This is a genomic window from Methylobacterium sp. C33D (genome assembly GCF_053345825.1).
On the sequence record NZ_JBKFAV010000050.1, the window covers coordinates 23252 to 39156 of the forward strand.

The window sequence follows — 15905 nt, forward strand, 5'->3', positions numbered from 1 at the left end:
GGGCGGCGGCGAACCGCCCCGGTCCCGGGCCGGGGGTCCGGGATCCCGAGGCGGGAGCCCGGCTTCAGGACGGATCGGCGAGCGCGCCGGCCTTCCGGCGCAGGCCCAGGGCCTGATGCAGGATGCGGCTGAGCTGCTCGGCCGAGTACGGCTTGTGCAGCAACGTGAAGTCGTGGGTGTCCGACTGCGCGAGCACGTGGCTGTAGCCGGAGGTCAGCACCACGGGCACCTGCGGCGCGCGCCTCCGGAGCTCCTGCGCGAGCGCGACGCCGCCCATGCCGGGCATCACCACGTCCGAGAAGACCAGGTCGAACCGGTTCCCCGCCCGGCCGAGCTCCTCCAGCGCGTCCTCGGCGGTGGACGCCAAGGTCGGCCGGTAGCCCAGATCCTCCAGGATCTGCGTCGCGAACTGGCCGACGCCGACATTGTCCTCCACGACCAGGACGCGCTGCCCGCTCCCGAGCGGTGCGAGGTCAGCATCCTGCAGGCGGTCACCGGCGGGCCGCTCCTCGGACCGCACCTCCGGCAGGTAGAGCGTGAACGCGGTGCCCGCACCGAGGGTGCTGCGCACGTCGACGTCGCCGCCCGACTGCTTGGCGAAGCCGAAGACCTGGGACAGGCCGAGGCCGGTGCCCTTGCCCACCGCCTTGGTGGTGAAGAACGGCTCGAAGATCCGCCCGATCTGCTCGAGCGGGATGCCCGTGCCGGTGTCGATCAGCGACACGGCCGCGAAGGGCCTCCGCGAGCCGGCATGGCCGCGGATGGCCGGCAGGGCCGCGCCGCAGGTCACGCGCAGGATCAGCGTGCCTTCCCCGTCCATGGCGTCGCGGGCATTGACCGCCATGTTGACGAGCGCGGTCTCGAACTGGCTCACATCCGCCCGGACCAGGCAGGTCGCCTCCGGCACCTCGGTCACGACCTGCACCCGCGCGCCGGTCAGCGTGTCGAGCATGTCGGCGATCGCCCGCACCCTCTGGCCGACGTCGAACACCTCGGGCTTGAGGGCCTGCCGGCGGGCGAAGGCCAGCAGCTGGCCCGTCAGCTTCGCGGCCCGCTCCACGGTCTCGGAGACCGCGTCGAGGTAGCGGCGCTTGCGGATCTCCGGCAGGTCGGGCCGCCGCAGGAAGTCGACGGACGAGCGGATGATGGTCAGCAGGTTGTTGAAGTCGTGGGCGACGCCGCCGGTGAGCTGGCCGACCGCCTCCAGCTTCTGGGACTGGCGCAGCGCCTCCTGCGCCTGGGCCAGCTCGGCCTGGTCGCGCAGCCGCTCGGTGACGTCCACGACGAACTGGTAGCAGCCCGTGCGCTCGCCCCGCGCGTCGCGCAGGGTGCGGAAGCTGATCTCGTAGGAGGGGCGCGCCCGCTCCGCGTCGCCGAACGCCTCGACCAGGGTGAACTCCTCGCCGGCGAGCCCGCGCCCCCATGCCGCCCGCACCTGCGCCTGGTGCTCCGGCTGGTCGGCCAGCAGGTCGAGCATGTTGTCGCCCACCCGCGGCGTCACGCCGTAGATGCGCGCGAACTCGTCCGCATTGGCCTTGTTGATCGCCAGGATGTTGTAGTCGAGATCGGCCGCCATCACCATGATGTCGGTTCTCTCGACGATCGTGGCGAAGAGATTGCGCTCCGCGGTGCGCTCGGAGACCTGCAGCTCCAGGGTCTCGTTCAGGTCCTGGAGGCGGCGCTCGCTCTCGGCCAGGCGCTGCTCGGCCTCCTTGCGCCGGCTCAGGTCGACCGTGACGATCAGGAGGCTCTTGAGCCTGCCGTCGGCGTCGTCGAGGCGCCGGATGCTGCTGCTGGCCCAGATCGCGCTGCCGTCCGGACGGAGATACCGCTTGTCGAGGGCGACGCTGCGGTCGGTCCCGAGGGCCTGCGCCAGGGCGGCCGCGCTCGGCGACCGGTCCGCGGGATCGGTGACGTCGGCGATGCCGAGCCGCAGCAGCGCCTCGGCCGGGCGTCCGAGGATGCGGCACAGTTCGGTGTTCACCCGCAGGAAGCGCCCCGCGGCATCCACCTCGGACAGGCCGACCGAGGCGCCGGCGAAGATCGCCGCCAGGTGCTCCTCGCTCTTGCGCAGGGCCGCCTCGGCGCGGGCGCGCTCGATCGCCGCCTTCATGCGCTCGCCGACCTCGCGGATCAGGTTGCCCTCGGCGGTGCTCCAGGCGCGCGGCACCGCGCTCTGCACCGCCAGCAGGCTCACCCATTCCGCGCCGCGGAACAGCACGACGTCGACGAAGGCCGCCACCTCGCGGGACCCGAGGCCGGCGCGCGCCGCGTCGCTGAACCGGGGATCCGCCGCCACGTCCTCGACCGCGACCACGGTCCCGTCGCGGTAGGCGGCCAGCAGGTCCGGGCCGAACGCCGCCAGGGAATGCTCCCCCACGATCGAGCCGACGCCCCGGACGTATTCCCGCTCGACCTTCATCAGGCTGCCGCAGATCTCGGCGTAGAAGACGCGGCTCGCGCCGACGCGCTCGCCGAGGCGCCGGGAAGCCACCTCGACGATCTCCGCCGGCGCGGTCAGCGGGCGCAGCCTGTCGCTGAGATCGAGCAGGAAGGATTGCCGCTCCTCGTCGTCCCGGCGCGACGCCTCCGTCTCGCCCGGGCGGCACGCGGCGGGCCCCGGGCCGGGGAGCGCCGTGCAGGTCCCGACGAGGCCGGCGACGGTCCCGGCCGTGTCCCGGACGGGCACCAGCGAGAGGGACAGGCGCGCCGCGTCGGCGCCGTCGCCTCCGTGGAGGACGTGCTCGCCCTCCGCCGTGTGGACCGGCCGCCCGGCATAGGCCCTGTCCACCAGAGGCGAGAGGCCGGCTCCGATCGCGTCCCAGACCGCGAGGTAGTCACGGCCGAGGGCGGCGGGATGCCGGTCGCCGAGGATCCGCGCGTAGCGATCGTTGTACAGGAGCCGCCGCTCCGGGCCCCAGAGGATGAACATCGGCTGGTTCGCGCCGACCATGACCCCGACGAGGGTCGTCAGGGATTCGGGCCAGGCGAACGGCGCTCCGAGGGGCGTGCTGTCCCAGTCGTGCGCGTGCAGGAGCACGCCCATCGCGCCGCCATCGGCGAGGAAGGCCGGGGCGCGGATCGGGGCGTCAGATCTCCCGTGCATGGCGTCCGGACGCGGCTTCGAAGGGCATCGGGGGATCCTCGGGCGACGGGGTCGGATGCCGGCCCCGCCCGATCGGCCGGGGGGCCGGCCGCGTTGCGGCGCGCGCCAGCGAGGCATCGAACGACGGGGTCTCGGCGAACATCCACCCGGCCCGTTCGATCGTCGGGGCGGCATCGCGCATCTGGTCGCCCGGCATGCCAGACCGGTCCCACGAGACGCCGAGCTTGTCAAAGCCAGGATGGCGCCCGCGCGGCCGGCTCGCAGGATCCTGATGCCGCCGGCCCCTCAGGAGACGGCGGCCGGGCGGCGCGCCGGGTCGGCGGGGGCGAGATGGCGCCGCAGCGTCAGCGCCAGGGCGTTCGAGCGCCACGGCCGCCGGAGGATGTCGGCGACGGGGACCGCCGCGAGGAGTTCCGGCTGCACCGCGTCGGTCGCCGACAGCGAGAGCACGATCGGCCGCCCGGAGATCCGCGCGGCCCGGTGCGCGAAGGCGATGCCCGAGAGGTCGGCGAGGCGATTCTCGACGATCAGCAGATCGAACCGTCCCGGCTCCCGCCGCAGGACGGTCAGGGCCGCCTCGGGATCCGCGTAGCCGACCGGCTCGTAGCCCAGGGCCGCCAGCGTCTCCTCGTCGTCCTGGACCGACCGGCGCGTGCGCCCGACCAGCATGACGGTCCCACCGGCCGCCGCGCCGCCCTCGGCCCGCGGGATCACGGGCAGCCACACCGCGAAGGTGCTGCCCTGATCCGGCGCGCTGCGCACGTCGAAGGCGCCGTCGTGCTCCTGGACGAACTCGTAGGCCGTGGCGAGCCCCAGCCCGGTCCCGGCCGGGCGGGTGGTGAAGAACGGCTCGAAGATCCGCGCGAGCGTGGCCTCGTCCATGCCGCGGCCGGCGTCGGACACGCGGATCCGGACGTAGGCGCCGGGCCGCAGGCTGCCGTGGCTCAGGGCGGCGGGACGCGGCAGGGCGACGCGGTCGAGCCGCACGTCGACGGCCTCGCCGGGCGCGGAGGCCTGGACGGCGTTGCGGATCAGGTTGTGGACCACCTGCTGGAGCTGCGCCGGCTCGCCGCCGACGCGGGCGCCCTCCGCGGTGCCCGCGAGCCGGATGGACGCCGGGCCGGCCGTGGAGGCGCGGATCTGCGCCACGGTCTCGTGCACCACCGCGTCCGCCGCGCTGGTGCACTGCGCGGACCGCCCGCGACGGCCGAAATCGAGGATCTGACCGGCGATCTCGCGGGCGCGGCCGCCGGCCTGGACCAGCAGCCCGAGATGCTCGGCCGCCCGCCCGGGATGGGCCGGCAGGGCGTCCCCGGCGATCTCGGCGTGGCCCAGCATGACGTTGAGCACGTTGTTGATGTTGTGGGCGACCCCGCTCGCGAAGGTGCCGATCGCCTCGAGCCGCTGCGCCCGGCGCAGGGCCGCCTCGATCTCCCGGCGCTCGGCCCAGACATGCTGCCGCTCCAGGGCGGCGGCGAAGCTGTCGGCGACGACCTGCAGCAGGCCGCGCGAGTGCCGCAGCCACGGCGGCAGGCCGGAGGTCGTGCGCTCGAAGCACAGCAGGCCGACGATGCGCTCGCCCCGGCGCAGCCGCGCGCAGGCCCACGACACGACGCCGCGCTCGGCCAGGGACCGGCGCAGCGCCGGCGGCCCGGTCTCGTCCGCCACCTCGACGAAGATGAGGTCGCTGGCGGCGGCCGCGACGTCGTGGACGAGGGCCTGCTGCGCCGCCGGCCAGCCGCTCGGCGGCGCGAGGCCGGACCGGTTCCAGAGGTGCACGGCGCCGGTGCCGTCGAGCATGAGGACGTAGCCGTGGTCCGTGTCGAGACCCGCGCCCACCATGGCGAGGACGTCCACGATGCGCGTGGCGGTCTCGTCGGGCTGGCTCGCCAGGAACCGGTTGGCCGCCTGCGCCACGACGGTCTGGAAGGCCACGGTCCGGCGCAGGATCCGGGTGCCGGCCCGCATCAGCACGCCCGCGCGGACCACCAGCGCGAGGAGCGCGAGGGCGACGGCGTAGAGCGCGAGGCGGAACCCGTCCGCCCGGGCCTGCTGCCGGTCGCGGAGGCTGCGCCGGGCGTCCAGCAGCGCCTGGCGGGCCTGCTCGCTCGACGAGGCCGGCAGCGAGCGCGTGACCGCGTCGACGTGCGGCAGCAGTTCCAGGAGCTGGCGCCCGTGCAGGACGATCGCGTCCACGTCGCCCGCCCGGGCGGCCGCCCCCTCGGTGTCGTGCAGCGTCTCCAGACGGGTGCGGATGTCGGCGAGGCGCTTGGGCGTCGAGTCGCGCACGAGTTCGGAGACGCGGATCTGGAGCGCGGCCACCGCGCGCGCCAGTCCGGGGGCGATGTCGGACTCGGACAGCCGGTCGCTGAGCGAATCGAAGTAGGCGATCGAGTTCTGCACGAGGGCGTTGCCGGTCTTGAACCGCTCGACCATCTCGGCCTCCCGGTCCACCGCCTCGCCCAGCGCCCGGACGTCGGCATCGCCGGCGTTGCTCGCCGTCAGGTCGGCCACGGCCTTCTGCACCTCGCGCAGGTGGGCGACGATCGGATCGTAGTTGCGCAGGAGCCCGGTCCGGGCCCGCAGCACGTCGTGCTGCATGCGCGACTCGGCCAGCGCCAGGGCGTCGACGGTCCGCTGGGTCGCCACGTAGGCGGCCTCCATCCCGCCGTTGCCGTTGATCAGGAGCCACGTCAGCAGCGCCGCGAGCAGCGCGCCGGACACGAGGGCCTGCAGGATCAACCTCATGGCCGCGGCGCGCCGTCCCGGGGCCCCGCGTCGGGGGTCGTGTCTGGGGTCGTGTCTTGGGCCGCGGCGGGGGCCGAGAGGGGCGCCGAGAGGGGGGCCGCGGGCGCGGTCAGCGGCCGGCCCTCGAAGGTGCCGGTCAGGGTCCCGAGGAAGGCGACGATCGCGTCGACCTGCGCCGGGGTGAGCTCCCGGCCGAGCTGCGCCCGCGCCATGAGCCGCACCGCCTCGGGGAGCGTGGCGATCCCGCCGTCGTCGAAGTACGGCGCCGTCACCGCGACGTTGCGCAGGCTGGGCACCCGCAGCACCTCGGCGACCTTGTTGGGGATCGTGACGAAGATCCCGACCTTCTCGAACAGGTTGCCGCCGACATTGACGCCCTGGTGGCAGGACGCGCAGCCGATCCGCCGGAACAGGTCGTAGCCCGCGTGCTCCGCGTCGGTGATGGCGCGGGCGTCGCCGCGGAGCCACAGGTCGAAGCGGCTGTCCGGGGTGAGGAGCGTGCGCTCGAAGCTGTTGATCGCGTCGATCACCGCCTCCCGATCGGCCGCGCGCCCGTAGGCGGCCAGGAACATCGGGGCGAGCACCGGGTCGCCGCGGACCGTGTCGAGGATCCGGGGCCAGGCCCCGCCCAGGAACTCGGGCCGCGTCAGGGCGAGCTCGGCCTGCTCGGGCAGGCTCGGGATGTCGCCGGCCCAGCCCAGCCGGAAGCTGAGCGCCGCGTTGAAGGCCGTGGGCGTGTTGCGCGGGACCGGCGTGCCGTCGGCGGTCAGGTTCCGCGGGACCGCGCTCGCGCCGCTGGCGCGGATGTCGTGGCAGGTGATGCAGGCCCGGTCGCCCCCGCGCGACAGCCGCGTGTCACCGAAGAGCAGCCGGCCGATGGCGGCGCGATCCGGGTCCGCGCCCAGGGTGCTCGGCACCGGCGTGATCACCCCCAGCGCATCCGCGGCCTCGGCGGAGAGCGCGGCCTCGGCCGGCTTCTCGTGGGCGGCGGCGGCGAGGATCGCCGCGGCGCTGCCGAGGAGCGTCGCGATCGCGACGCGCCAGCGGCCGGGCCGGAACCTGGGCACGGCTACAGCTTCTCGACGGTCGTGTTGAGGACGTAGCCGACGCCGCGCTCGGTGACGATCAGGCGCGGCGCGCTCGGATCCACCTCCAGCTTGCGGCGCAGCCGCAGGATCTGGACGTCGATGCTGCGGTCGAACACATCCTCGTGGACGCGCGTGGCCTGCAGGAGGTGCTCGCGGCTGAGCGGGCGCTGGGGCGCGTCGAGGAAGGCCACCAGCAGGGCGTACTCGCCCTTGCTGAGCGCGACATCGGCGCCGTCGGGGTTGGTGAGGCGCCGGCGGCGCCGGTCGAGCACCCAGCCGTCGAAGCGGCTGCGATGGGATTCCTGGACCCGCGCCGGGGCGGGCGCCACCTCGGACCGCCGCAGGATGACCCGCACCCGCGCGAGCAGCTCGCGCAGGCCGTAGGGCTTCACGAGGTAATCGTCGGCGCCGAGTTCGAGGCCGATCACCCGGTCGATCTCGTCCCGGCGATGGCCGGTGGTGATGATGACCGGCAGGTCGCTCCGGGTCCGCAGGTCGCGCAGCAGGTCGAGCCCGTTCTCGGAGCCGAGCCGCAGATCCAGCACGACGAGGTCGAACTCGGCCTCCGCGAGCCGCTTCTCCGCCTCGGCCCGGTCGGTCGCCGGGGTCACGGCGACGTCGTGGTCGGCGAAGTGGTCCGAGACGATGCGCTGCATGCCCGCATCGTCCTCCACGAGGAGGATGCGGGTCGTGCCGGAGCGCGCGCTCCGACCCTGCCCTCTGTCCAGACTGGATTCGATCATGGCCACCTCCGGTTCGCGGCGGCCTGCCGCGACGGCACGATCCCGACGTGCCGGCTCGGGGGCGGGAGAGGCATCCGGCCGGGCGGATAGCGCCACCCGGAAGACCTCCGCGACCGTCGCCGGCCCGCCCCGTCGGCCCATCTGGGCGCGTCCGGTCATCGGGCCTTACACGGCCGAGTTGATATCACGGCCGCTAAAAGATTGCGCGCTTCACATTGTGCGTGACAGCACAGCGCGAGCATTCGCGCCGGCCTGTACCGTATCGGACAATCGGACTTCCGCTCTGTTACCGTCGTAACTTGAAACATCTCGGTCAGACACGGGGATGTAACCCGCAAAAATCACGATCCTGCTCTCGCAATAGAGAGGTGATCATGCCCGACGCCGCGACCCCGGAGATCCGTCCGCGCCGGCGACGACACTTCGGCAAGTCCCGCCGCGACTGCCGGACGCCGCCGGCTGACCTTGGCGGGCGGCCGGGACGCCCCGCGCGGGAGCGCGACGGCCCGGGTTCGTCTCCGGTCGCGGCCGCGCGACCGGCGGGCGGCGGCCTCGGACGGCGGCTGCTCGACGCGCTGGTGATCAGCTTCGCGTTCGGCGGGTGCATCCACAGCATCCATCCCGATTACGTCGACTTCCTGCGCGAGATCGGCAGCAAAACTCGACTGTAGATCCGATTTTCCAGCCGTCGATAGCGCATCCTGACCTGAATTCATCCAGCCGGGCCCGCCCGATCGCGGCCCTCTCGCGCGCCCGCGCCGCGGGACCTGCCCTCGACCAGGGCGAGCCTCGCGCCCGCGCGCGATCAGCTTGGGACACCAGATCATGCCGCTCCATGTCCTCTGCATCTCGTGGGGCACCACGGGCAATCTCAGTCCCGTGCTCACGGCGGCCCGGCAGCTGCGCCGGGCGGGGCACCGCCCGCGCGTCATGGCCGACCCGGCGATGTGCGGCGAGGTCGCGACGGCGGGCTTCCCGTTCGTCGGGTGGCGCCGGGCCCCGACCGGCCTCGACGCCGATCCGGCCGATTTCTCGGATCTCGCCGACTGGCTGCGCCGGACGATGTTCGCCCCGGCGGGCGCCTACGCGGCCGACACGCTCGACGAGATCCGCCGCCTCCCGACCGACGCCGTCCTGAGCCTGGACCTCCTGCCCGGCTGCGCCCTGGCGGCCGAGGCGGCCGACCTGCCGCACGCGGTCCTGTCGCCGCATATCAGCATCCGCCCGATCCCCGGCATTCCGCCGGCCGCGAGCGGCCTGGCGCCGCCGCGGACCGAGGCGGAGCGGGACGCGGTGGACGCGGCGACCGCCGCGATCGTGTCGGCGATGGAGCGGGGCCGGCCGGCGCTCAACGCCGCGCGGCGGGCCTTCGGGCGGCCGGCGGTCGCCAGCGCCTTCGCCCATCTCGATCGGGCCGACCGCGTCCTGCTGGCCGTCAGCCGCGCCTTCGACTTCGACACGCGGGCGCTGCCCGCCAACTACCGCTACATCGGCCCGCTGCTCGACGAGCCGGGCTGGTCCCGCGGCGCGCTGACCGCGTGGCCCGGGGCAGGGCGGCCGCGGATCCTCGTCGCCGGCAGCACCGGCGCCCAGAACCAGGCCGAGCTGCTGCGACGGGTCGCGCGCGCCGTCGGGACGGTCGGGGCCGAGACCGTCGTGACCACCGGGCCGCATGTTGGGGCCGGGGACCTCGACGCCCCCGCCGCCGTCCGGGTCGTGGCGGCCGCCTCCCACGACGCCCTCATGGCGTGGGCCGACCTGGTGGTGTGCCAGGGCGGCCACGGCACGGTCAGCCGCGCGCTGCTGCACGGCGTGCCGCTGCTGGTGATCCCGCTCGCCCGCGACCAGGCCGACAACGCCGCCCGCGTGGTCCAGCGCGGCGCCGGCCTGCGCCTTCCCGCCGGCGCGGGCGAGGGCGAGATCGCCGCGGCGGCGCGCCGGCTCCTGGCGGAGCCGGGCTTCCGCAGGGCCGCCGCGGTTCTCGGGGCAGCCGTGCGGGCGGATCTCGACGCGGGCGGCCTCGTCCGCGAGATCGACGCGATGGTGGCGGCCCGCCTTGATCCCGCGGACCGGGGCGGAGACCGGGGCGCGGACCGGGGCGCGGACCGGGGCGCGGACCGGGGCGCGGACCGGGGCGCGGACCGGGGCGCGGACCGGGGCGCGGACCGGGGCGCGGACCGGGGCGCGGACCGGGGCGGGGACCGGCTTTGGGCCTGATCCGCGCCGCCGCGCCGGCGCATCCCCGCATCCGCCCCGGCTCGGCCGCCTTCTCGGCGCTGCTGGGGCTGCTGGCGGCGCTCCCCACCTTCGGGATCGACATGATCCTGCCGAGCCTGTCGGACACGGCGGCCGCGCTGCACGTCCCGGCCACCGCGATGGGCGCGGCCATGGGCGTCTACCTGCTCGGCTTCGGGGGCGCGCTGCTGGTCTACGGGCCGGTCTCGGACCGGCTGGGCCGCAAGCCGGCCGTCGTCTGCGGCTGCCTGCTCCTCGTCGCCGGCAGCCTCGGCTGCGGCGCGGCGCGGACGCTGCCGGACTTCCTGCTGTTCCGGGCCCTGCAGGGGATCGGCGCGGCGGGCCCGGGCATGGCGGTCCTCGCGACGGTGCGCGACCTGTTCGAGGGCGAGGCGGCGCGCGCCCGCATGTCGTTCGTCGTCCTCACCATCAACGTGGTGCCGACGGTGGCCCCGACCGTCGGAGCCGGGCTGATGGACCTCGGCGGCTGGCGCCTGATCCACGCCGCGCCGGTCGCCGCCGCCCTGGCGGCCCTGGTGGCGATCCGGCACATCGACGAGCCCCTGCGGCGCGCCGCGGATCCCGGGCCGGCCTCCGGGATCCTGCGCGGCTACCGGCGGATCCTGGCGAGCCGGGTCTTCCTCGGCCACGCCCTGTGCAACGCCGCGGCGGCGGGGGCGGTCTTCGCCTACATCACCGGCTCGGCGCTGGTCTTCGTCGACGCCCTCGGCCTCGATCCGCTGGCCTACGGGCTGGTCTTCGGGGCGAGCTCCCTGTCGGTGATGGCGGGCGCCGTCCTGAACGGGCGGCTCGCGGCCCGGGGCGTGCCCCCGCCGCGGGTGATCGCCGCCGGCCTCGCCCTGGCGACCGGCGCCGCGGCCCTGCTCCTCGCCGCCGCGCTGGCCCGGCCGCCCGCGGCCGGGCCGGTGGTCGCCGCGATGGTCGGCGTGGCCCTGGCCTTCGGCCTCGTCTCGCCCAACGCCATGCACGGCGCGACGGAGCGCAACCCGGACGACGCGGGCGCGGCCAGCGCCGTCGCGGTCTCCCTGCAGATGCTCGGGGCGGCCGTCGCCAGCGACCTCGTCGCCCGGTTCTTCGACGGCCGGTCCGCCCTGTCGATGGCCGCCGTGATGCTCGGCTGCTGCCTCGCGGCCGCCGCCGCCCACGCGGGTCTCGCCCGAACCGCGACCCGCGCCCCCGCCCAGCCCCACGGAGAACCCGCATGATCTTCGACCCACCCCCCTGGCCGCCCCTCCACCTGACGCGCGACGGCGGCCGCCTCGCCCATATCGAGGCCGGGCCGCTCAACCCCGAGGGCCAGCCGCTGCTGCTGATCAACGGCTGGACCGGCGATCACGGCATCTTCACGCCGCAGATCCGGCACTTCGCGAGGACGCGCCGCGTCGTGGCGGTCGACCTGCGCGGCCATGGCGCCAGCGACGCGCCGGAGCGCGACTACACGGTCGAGAGCTTCGCCGAGGACGTCGCGTGGCAGTGCCGGACGCTGGGCCTCGCGAAGCCGGTCGTCGTCGGCCACAGCTTCGGCGGCGCGGTTGCGCTGGAGCTGTGCGGCCGCCATCCCGACCTCGCCGCCGGCCTCGTCATGATCGACTCGATCGTCCTGCCCTCGGCGGACAGGGCGGGCGGCGCCGAGATCGAGCGGCTGCTGGCGGGCGTCGGCGGCCCGGACTACCGGTCCGTCATCCGGGAGATGGCCTGGGCGATCGGCGGCGACCACGATCACCCGGCCCGGCGGAAGGCGATCTTCGAGACGTTCATCCTCGGCGGCTGCCAGCGGACGCCGCAGCACGTCGCCTACGGGGCGCTGCGCGACATGGTGCTGGGCCACGATCCCGTCCCGGCCGCGCGCGCCTGCCGGATCCCGATGGCCTACATCTCGGCGGACGTGCCGCTGGTGGCGGCGGCCCGCGACCTCGACCGGCTGCGGGAGCTCTGCCCGCAGCTCGTGACCGCCCAGACGCTGCTGGCGGGCCACTTCAACACGATCGAGGTGGCCGAGCAGGTCAACGCGATGCTCGAGCGCTTCCTGGCGGTGGGCCTGAGGCCCCGCGGGCGGTAGCGGGACGCCACGGGACCGCCGCCGGACGGGCGGGGCGCGTCAGGACGCCCGGCCCGCCTCCGTCCGGTCGCCCAGCAGGCGCCGCGCCGACGAGATGACCTGGAGCGTCTGGGAGCTCAGCTGCTCCTCGCGCGCCCGCAGCTCGTAGTGCCTCAGGCGGACAATGAGCGCGTCCTCGTCCGAATTCCCGTGGTCCATACCGCCGATCACGAAGTCCGTGATCGTCCGTCGGAGCAGCGTCTCGAAGACGTCGTCCGTATTCGCCCGCCCTGCAACCATGAGGACTTCTCCTTCTGCGAAGCGGTCCCTTTCTCGAAGGGTCAAGTTACGGCATGATTTCGGAACACTTCACACACCAAACGCGCGGCGCCGGACGTGCTCTTCCGCACAGGTCGGCGCCCCGGTCGACCTCGGAGCCGGCGCACGTGCCGGGCCGGGGGCGGCCGGCGCGCCGGCCTGACCGGCCGCACCGCGTGTTAGGGCTGTAATCATCGGCCAAGCTCCTGCAATCGTCCTGTAGCCCGGACTTCCGAAGGTTCTCGCGCAACACAGCAGCGAGACCTCAAGGATGAATGCGACCGGAGATCTGACACGAACGGCCGTCCCGACGCTGACGGTGGCGGAGCTGGAGGCCGACCCGCACGGCGTGTTCCGCGCCTGGCGGCCCCGGCTGCCCTTCGTCGGCCACGAGGTCGCGGGCGTCCTCATCCTCCGCGCCCGCGACGTCGATCTGCTGATGCGCGATCCCCGCGCCCAGGCGACGGAGACGCTCTATCCGGAATCGCGCGCGATCCCCGCGGGCGCGCTGTTCGACATCTTCGCGCACGGCATGCTCACGGCCAACGGCGCGGTCCACCGCCGGCGCCGCTCGCCCTTCACCCGCACCTTCGCGGCGCGCCTGATCGAGGGCCTTCGGCCCCGGATCCGGGTCGCCGCGGAGGGCCTCGTCCGCGACTGGCTGGGGGAGGGGGAGGTCGACCTCGTCGCGCGCTACACCGCGCAGATCCCGGCCCAGGTCATCGCCGACATCCTCGGCCTGCCGCGCGACGACATCCCCCGGTTCACGCAGCTCGCCTACGAGGTCTCCCGGGTGCTGAGCTTCACCTTCGGACCGGAGGACATCCCGGATCTGGAGGCGGCGGCGGTCGCGCTGCGGGACTACGTGGCGGCGATCCTCGCCGCGCGCCGGTCGGCGCCCCGCGCCGACTTCCTGTCGCGCTTCCTGGCGGAGACCGAGGCGGCCGGCGAACTCACGCCGCAGGAGGTGGTGATCCAGCTCGTGCAGATGATCATCGGCGGCACCGACACGACCCGGGTCGCGGGCGCCATGCAGGTGGCGCTGCTGCTGCAGCATCCCGAGCAGTGGGCGGCGGTCAGCCGCGACCCCGACCTGATCCCGGCCGCGGTGGCGGAGTCGCTCCGCTACGAGCCGAGCGCCGGGTCCGCCGGCCGGGTCGCCCGGGAGGACATCCCCCTCGACGGGCGCGTCGTGCCGGCCGGAAGCCTGATGCTGCTCTCGACGCTGTCGGCGATGCGGGACGAGACGGTCTACGCGCGTCCCGACGCGTTCGACATCCGGCGCACCGACCTCCCGCGCCTCCATCCGGTCTTCGGCGGCGGCGCGCACCGGTGCATCGGCGAGGCCCTGGCGCGGGTCGAGCTGGAGGAGGGACTGGGCGCCGTGCTGCGCCTCGCCCCGCGCCTGCGCCTGACCGGCGCGATGCCGGTCCTCCGGGGCCACAGCGGCATCCGCCGCATCGACGCGCTGCGGGTCGCCGCCTAGCGCCCGCGCGCCCCGCGGGCCCGTTGCAGCCGTAGCCGCTTCGGGCCCGCGCCGCAGCCGTGCCGTAACGGGCCGCCCCCAGCCTCGCTCCCGGACGCCCCGGCGATCAAGCCGCGATCGCCCGGCGCCCTCATGCCCCTCACGGAAAGGACAGACGATGAAGGTCCTCCTCTGCTCGACGCCCGCCACGGGCCATCTCAATCCCCTCCTCGCCATCGCCCACATGCTGACCGCGGACGGACACGAGGTCATGGTCCTCTCGGGCTCGGCCTTCCGCGACCGCGTCGTGGCGTCTGGCGCCCGCTTCATGGCCCTGCCGGGCGCGGCGGATTTCGACGGCCGCGACCTCCGCGCGGTCGTGCCCGAGCTGGCCCGGATCGCACCGGGACCGGACTGGCTGCGCGTCGCCATGGAGCGCATCTTCGTCGACCGGATCCCCGACCAGGCGCGCGGCCTGCGCGCGGCGCTGCGGGCCTTCCCGGCCTCGGTGGTGATCGGCGACGACATGTTCTTCGGCACCCTGCCGCTGCTGCTGGGGCCGCGCGCGGAGCGCCCCGCCATCGTCCTGTGCGGCACCTCGATCCTGCACTGCGCGCGGCCCGACCGGGCTCCGGCCTTCCTGGGCCTCCCGCCGGCCGAGACGCCCGAGCAGGAGGCCGCCTACGGCCGCATCGCCGAGGCCTACGACGCCGCGGTCGACCGGCCGGTCGGGCTGAGCCTCGCCGCCAAGCTGGCGGAACTCGGCCGGGCCGCCCCGCCCTGGCCGCTGTTCGACGCGGTGGTGCGGCTCGCCGACACCTACCTGCAGCTCACCGTGCCGAGTTTCGAGTACCCGTTCCCGCGGCCGCCGACGGTGCGCTTCATCGGCGCCCTGCCGATCGTCCCGGGGCAGGCGGCGCTCCCGCCCTGGGCGGCCGACCTCGACGGCGCCCGCAAGGTCGTGCTGGTCACGCAGGGCACGGTCGCGAACCACGATTTCGGCCTGCTCGTCGGCCCCGCCCTCCGGGCGCTGGCCGACGAGCCCGACATCCTGACCGTGGTGACGGGCGGCGGCCGGGGGCTCGACGCCGTCCCGGGCCCGATCCCGGCCAACGCGCGGCTCTCGCCCTACCTGCCCTTCGAGTGGCTGCTGCCCCGGGTCGACGCCATGGTGACCAATGGCGGCTACGGGAGCGTGAACCAGGCCCTGAGCCACGGGATCCCCCTCGTCGCCGCCGGCCTCACCGAGGACAAGGCCGACGTGAACGCCCGCATCGCGTGGTCGGGCGCCGGGATCGACCTCGCGGCGAACGACCCGACGCCGGAGGCGATCCGGCAGGCGGTGCGGACCGTGCTCGACGCCCCCGGCCATCGCCGGGAGGCGCGGCGCCTCGCCGCCGAGTTCGCCACGTACGACGCGAAGGCCGAGATCCTGCGGATCCTGTCCGGCCACGGCGGCCGCGCGCGCAGCGCCGCCTGAACCGCCCACCGCCCGCGACCCCGTGGCCGTCCCGGCGGGGACGGCGCTCCGCTCGCGCCCTTCACGGCACCCGGTCCGGCGGACCGGGTGCCGTTCGCGTGTCCGGGCGACGCGCCCGGCTCCCGGCCGCGACCGTCCCGGCAACGATCCCGCGCACGTCCGTCGATCGCGCCCCATGTCTGCTGTCATTGTTTTCCGATCTGCTGAAATCGCGGTGAAAGATCGGATTTTTACTTTGCCTGCTCCACCACGAGGAGCACGAGATCATGATCCTTCACCGTACACGCGCCGCCGCGGCCCCCGCGATCGGGACGCTGCTGATGGTCCTGGCGGCCCCGACCGAGGCGCGGGCCCAGCCGGTCCCGCGCTTCGCGCAATCCGACGTTCCGGGCCTCGCGGCGATCATCCCCGCACGCCCGTTCCGGACGGGTCTGGACCTCCGGACCCCCGCCGTGGAGCGGGAGCACGCCCGGGCGCAGCGGATCATCGCCCGCGTCTGCACGGGATGCTGATGCCCGCGATGGCGCTTCGGGAGCCCGGCGCGGACAGGGCGGAGGCCTGCCCCGGGCTCGCGGGCAGTGCCGGGCGACGGGCGGCGGCCGCCCCCATCCGCCGCGGCCTCGCCGTCGCGGCGGCGCGGCGCGGCCGGCTCCTCGGGGCGGC

At 74.9% G+C, this 15905-nt stretch carries 13 protein-coding genes; 7 read left to right on the forward strand and 6 right to left on the reverse strand.

Annotated features, from left to right (window positions below):
• Window positions 1-64: 64 nt before the first annotated feature.
• The 5 genes from ACLBXO_RS28005 to ACLBXO_RS28025 all read right to left on the reverse strand — a co-directional run bounded on the left by ACLBXO_RS28005 (window position 65) and on the right by ACLBXO_RS28025 (window position 7685).
• Window positions 65-3106 carry a PAS domain-containing protein gene (locus tag ACLBXO_RS28005; RefSeq protein WP_447687453.1) on the reverse strand — a complete coding sequence of 1014 codons (3042 nt, stop codon included), beginning with the start codon at window positions 3104-3106 and terminating at the stop codon, window positions 65-67.
• Entirely contained in the window at window positions 3090-3302 is a 213-nt protein-coding gene (locus ACLBXO_RS28010; protein ID WP_331314664.1) for a hypothetical protein, read from the reverse strand. The genes ACLBXO_RS28005 and ACLBXO_RS28010 overlap by 17 nt, the downstream gene beginning before the upstream one ends.
• Before the next feature lie 89 nt (window positions 3303-3391).
• Window positions 3392-5854 (reverse strand): two-component system VirA-like sensor kinase, encoded by a 2463-nt coding sequence (locus ACLBXO_RS28015; RefSeq protein WP_447687454.1) that lies wholly within the window; start codon window positions 5852-5854, stop codon window positions 3392-3394.
• Window positions 5851-6921 carry a cytochrome-c peroxidase gene (locus ACLBXO_RS28020; protein ID WP_447687455.1) on the reverse strand — a complete coding sequence of 357 codons (1071 nt, stop codon included), beginning with the start codon at window positions 6919-6921 and terminating at the stop codon, window positions 5851-5853. Before ACLBXO_RS28020 ends, ACLBXO_RS28015 begins: the two co-directional genes overlap by 4 nt.
• A gap of 2 nt (window positions 6922-6923) precedes the next feature.
• Window positions 6924-7685 (reverse strand): response regulator, encoded by a 762-nt coding sequence (locus ACLBXO_RS28025; RefSeq protein ID WP_447687456.1) that lies wholly within the window; start codon window positions 7683-7685, stop codon window positions 6924-6926.
• Between the two features lie 374 nt (window positions 7686-8059).
• Between ACLBXO_RS28025 and ACLBXO_RS28030 the strand changes: the two genes are divergently transcribed.
• The 4 genes from ACLBXO_RS28030 (at window position 8060) to ACLBXO_RS28045 (ending at window position 12000) form a co-directional block, all read left to right on the forward strand.
• A complete protein-coding gene (locus ACLBXO_RS28030) occupies window positions 8060-8356 on the forward strand; it encodes a hypothetical protein (RefSeq protein ID WP_331314656.1) in 297 nt (98 codons plus the stop codon).
• Between the two features lie 154 nt (window positions 8357-8510).
• Window positions 8511-9902 (forward strand): nucleotide disphospho-sugar-binding domain-containing protein, encoded by a 1392-nt coding sequence (locus tag ACLBXO_RS28035; protein WP_447687457.1) that lies wholly within the window; start codon window positions 8511-8513, stop codon window positions 9900-9902.
• Window positions 9893-11146 carry a Bcr/CflA family efflux MFS transporter gene (locus ACLBXO_RS28040; RefSeq protein WP_447687458.1) on the forward strand — a complete coding sequence of 418 codons (1254 nt, stop codon included), beginning with the start codon at window positions 9893-9895 and terminating at the stop codon, window positions 11144-11146. Before ACLBXO_RS28035 ends, ACLBXO_RS28040 begins: the two co-directional genes overlap by 10 nt.
• Entirely contained in the window at window positions 11143-12000 is an 858-nt protein-coding gene (locus tag ACLBXO_RS28045) for an alpha/beta fold hydrolase (protein ID WP_331314652.1), read from the forward strand. Before ACLBXO_RS28040 ends, ACLBXO_RS28045 begins: the two co-directional genes overlap by 4 nt.
• A gap of 39 nt (window positions 12001-12039) precedes the next feature.
• On the opposite strand, the gene ACLBXO_RS28050 is transcribed toward ACLBXO_RS28045, so the two are convergent.
• Window positions 12040-12279, reverse strand: a complete 240-nt coding sequence (locus ACLBXO_RS28050) for a hypothetical protein (protein WP_331314650.1) — start codon at window positions 12277-12279, stop codon at window positions 12040-12042.
• A gap of 289 nt (window positions 12280-12568) precedes the next feature.
• On the opposite strand from ACLBXO_RS28050, the gene ACLBXO_RS28055 reads away from it, so the two are divergent.
• The 3 genes from ACLBXO_RS28055 (at window position 12569) to ACLBXO_RS28065 (ending at window position 15754) form a co-directional block, all read left to right on the forward strand.
• On the forward strand, window positions 12569-13783 hold the full coding sequence (locus ACLBXO_RS28055) for a cytochrome P450 (protein ID WP_447687459.1): 1215 nt from the start codon (window positions 12569-12571) through the stop codon (window positions 13781-13783).
• Window positions 13784-13940: 157 nt separating this feature from the next.
• On the forward strand, window positions 13941-15242 hold the full coding sequence (locus ACLBXO_RS28060) for a glycosyltransferase (protein WP_447687460.1): 1302 nt from the start codon (window positions 13941-13943) through the stop codon (window positions 15240-15242).
• Between the two features lie 266 nt (window positions 15243-15508).
• Window positions 15509-15754: a hypothetical protein gene (locus tag ACLBXO_RS28065; RefSeq protein WP_447687461.1), complete on the forward strand. Its 246-nt coding sequence runs from the start codon at window positions 15509-15511 to the stop codon at window positions 15752-15754.
• Window positions 15755-15905: the final 151 nt, after the last annotated feature.

Bases quoted from the DNA above. Each gene is read 5' to 3' on its own strand.
- ACLBXO_RS28005 (WP_447687453.1), bottom strand. From the start codon at position 3,106: ATGCACGGGAGATCTGACGCCCCGATCCGCGCCCCGGCCTTCCTCGCC.
- ACLBXO_RS28010 (WP_331314664.1), bottom strand. From the start codon at position 3,302: ATGCCGGGCGACCAGATGCGCGATGCCGCCCCGACGATCGAACGGGCC.
- ACLBXO_RS28015 (WP_447687454.1), bottom strand. From the start codon at position 5,854: ATGAGGTTGATCCTGCAGGCCCTCGTGTCCGGCGCGCTGCTCGCGGCG.
- ACLBXO_RS28025 (WP_447687456.1), bottom strand. From the start codon at position 7,685: ATGATCGAATCCAGTCTGGACAGAGGGCAGGGTCGGAGCGCGCGCTCC.
- ACLBXO_RS28030 (WP_331314656.1), top strand. From the start codon at position 8,060: ATGCCCGACGCCGCGACCCCGGAGATCCGTCCGCGCCGGCGACGACAC.
- ACLBXO_RS28035 (WP_447687457.1), top strand. From the start codon at position 8,511: ATGCCGCTCCATGTCCTCTGCATCTCGTGGGGCACCACGGGCAATCTC.
- ACLBXO_RS28045 (WP_331314652.1), top strand. From the start codon at position 11,143: ATGATCTTCGACCCACCCCCCTGGCCGCCCCTCCACCTGACGCGCGAC.
- ACLBXO_RS28050 (WP_331314650.1), bottom strand. From the start codon at position 12,279: ATGGTTGCAGGGCGGGCGAATACGGACGACGTCTTCGAGACGCTGCTC.
- ACLBXO_RS28055 (WP_447687459.1), top strand. From the start codon at position 12,569: ATGAATGCGACCGGAGATCTGACACGAACGGCCGTCCCGACGCTGACG.
- ACLBXO_RS28060 (WP_447687460.1), top strand. From the start codon at position 13,941: ATGAAGGTCCTCCTCTGCTCGACGCCCGCCACGGGCCATCTCAATCCC.
- ACLBXO_RS28065 (WP_447687461.1), top strand. From the start codon at position 15,509: ATGATCCTTCACCGTACACGCGCCGCCGCGGCCCCCGCGATCGGGACG.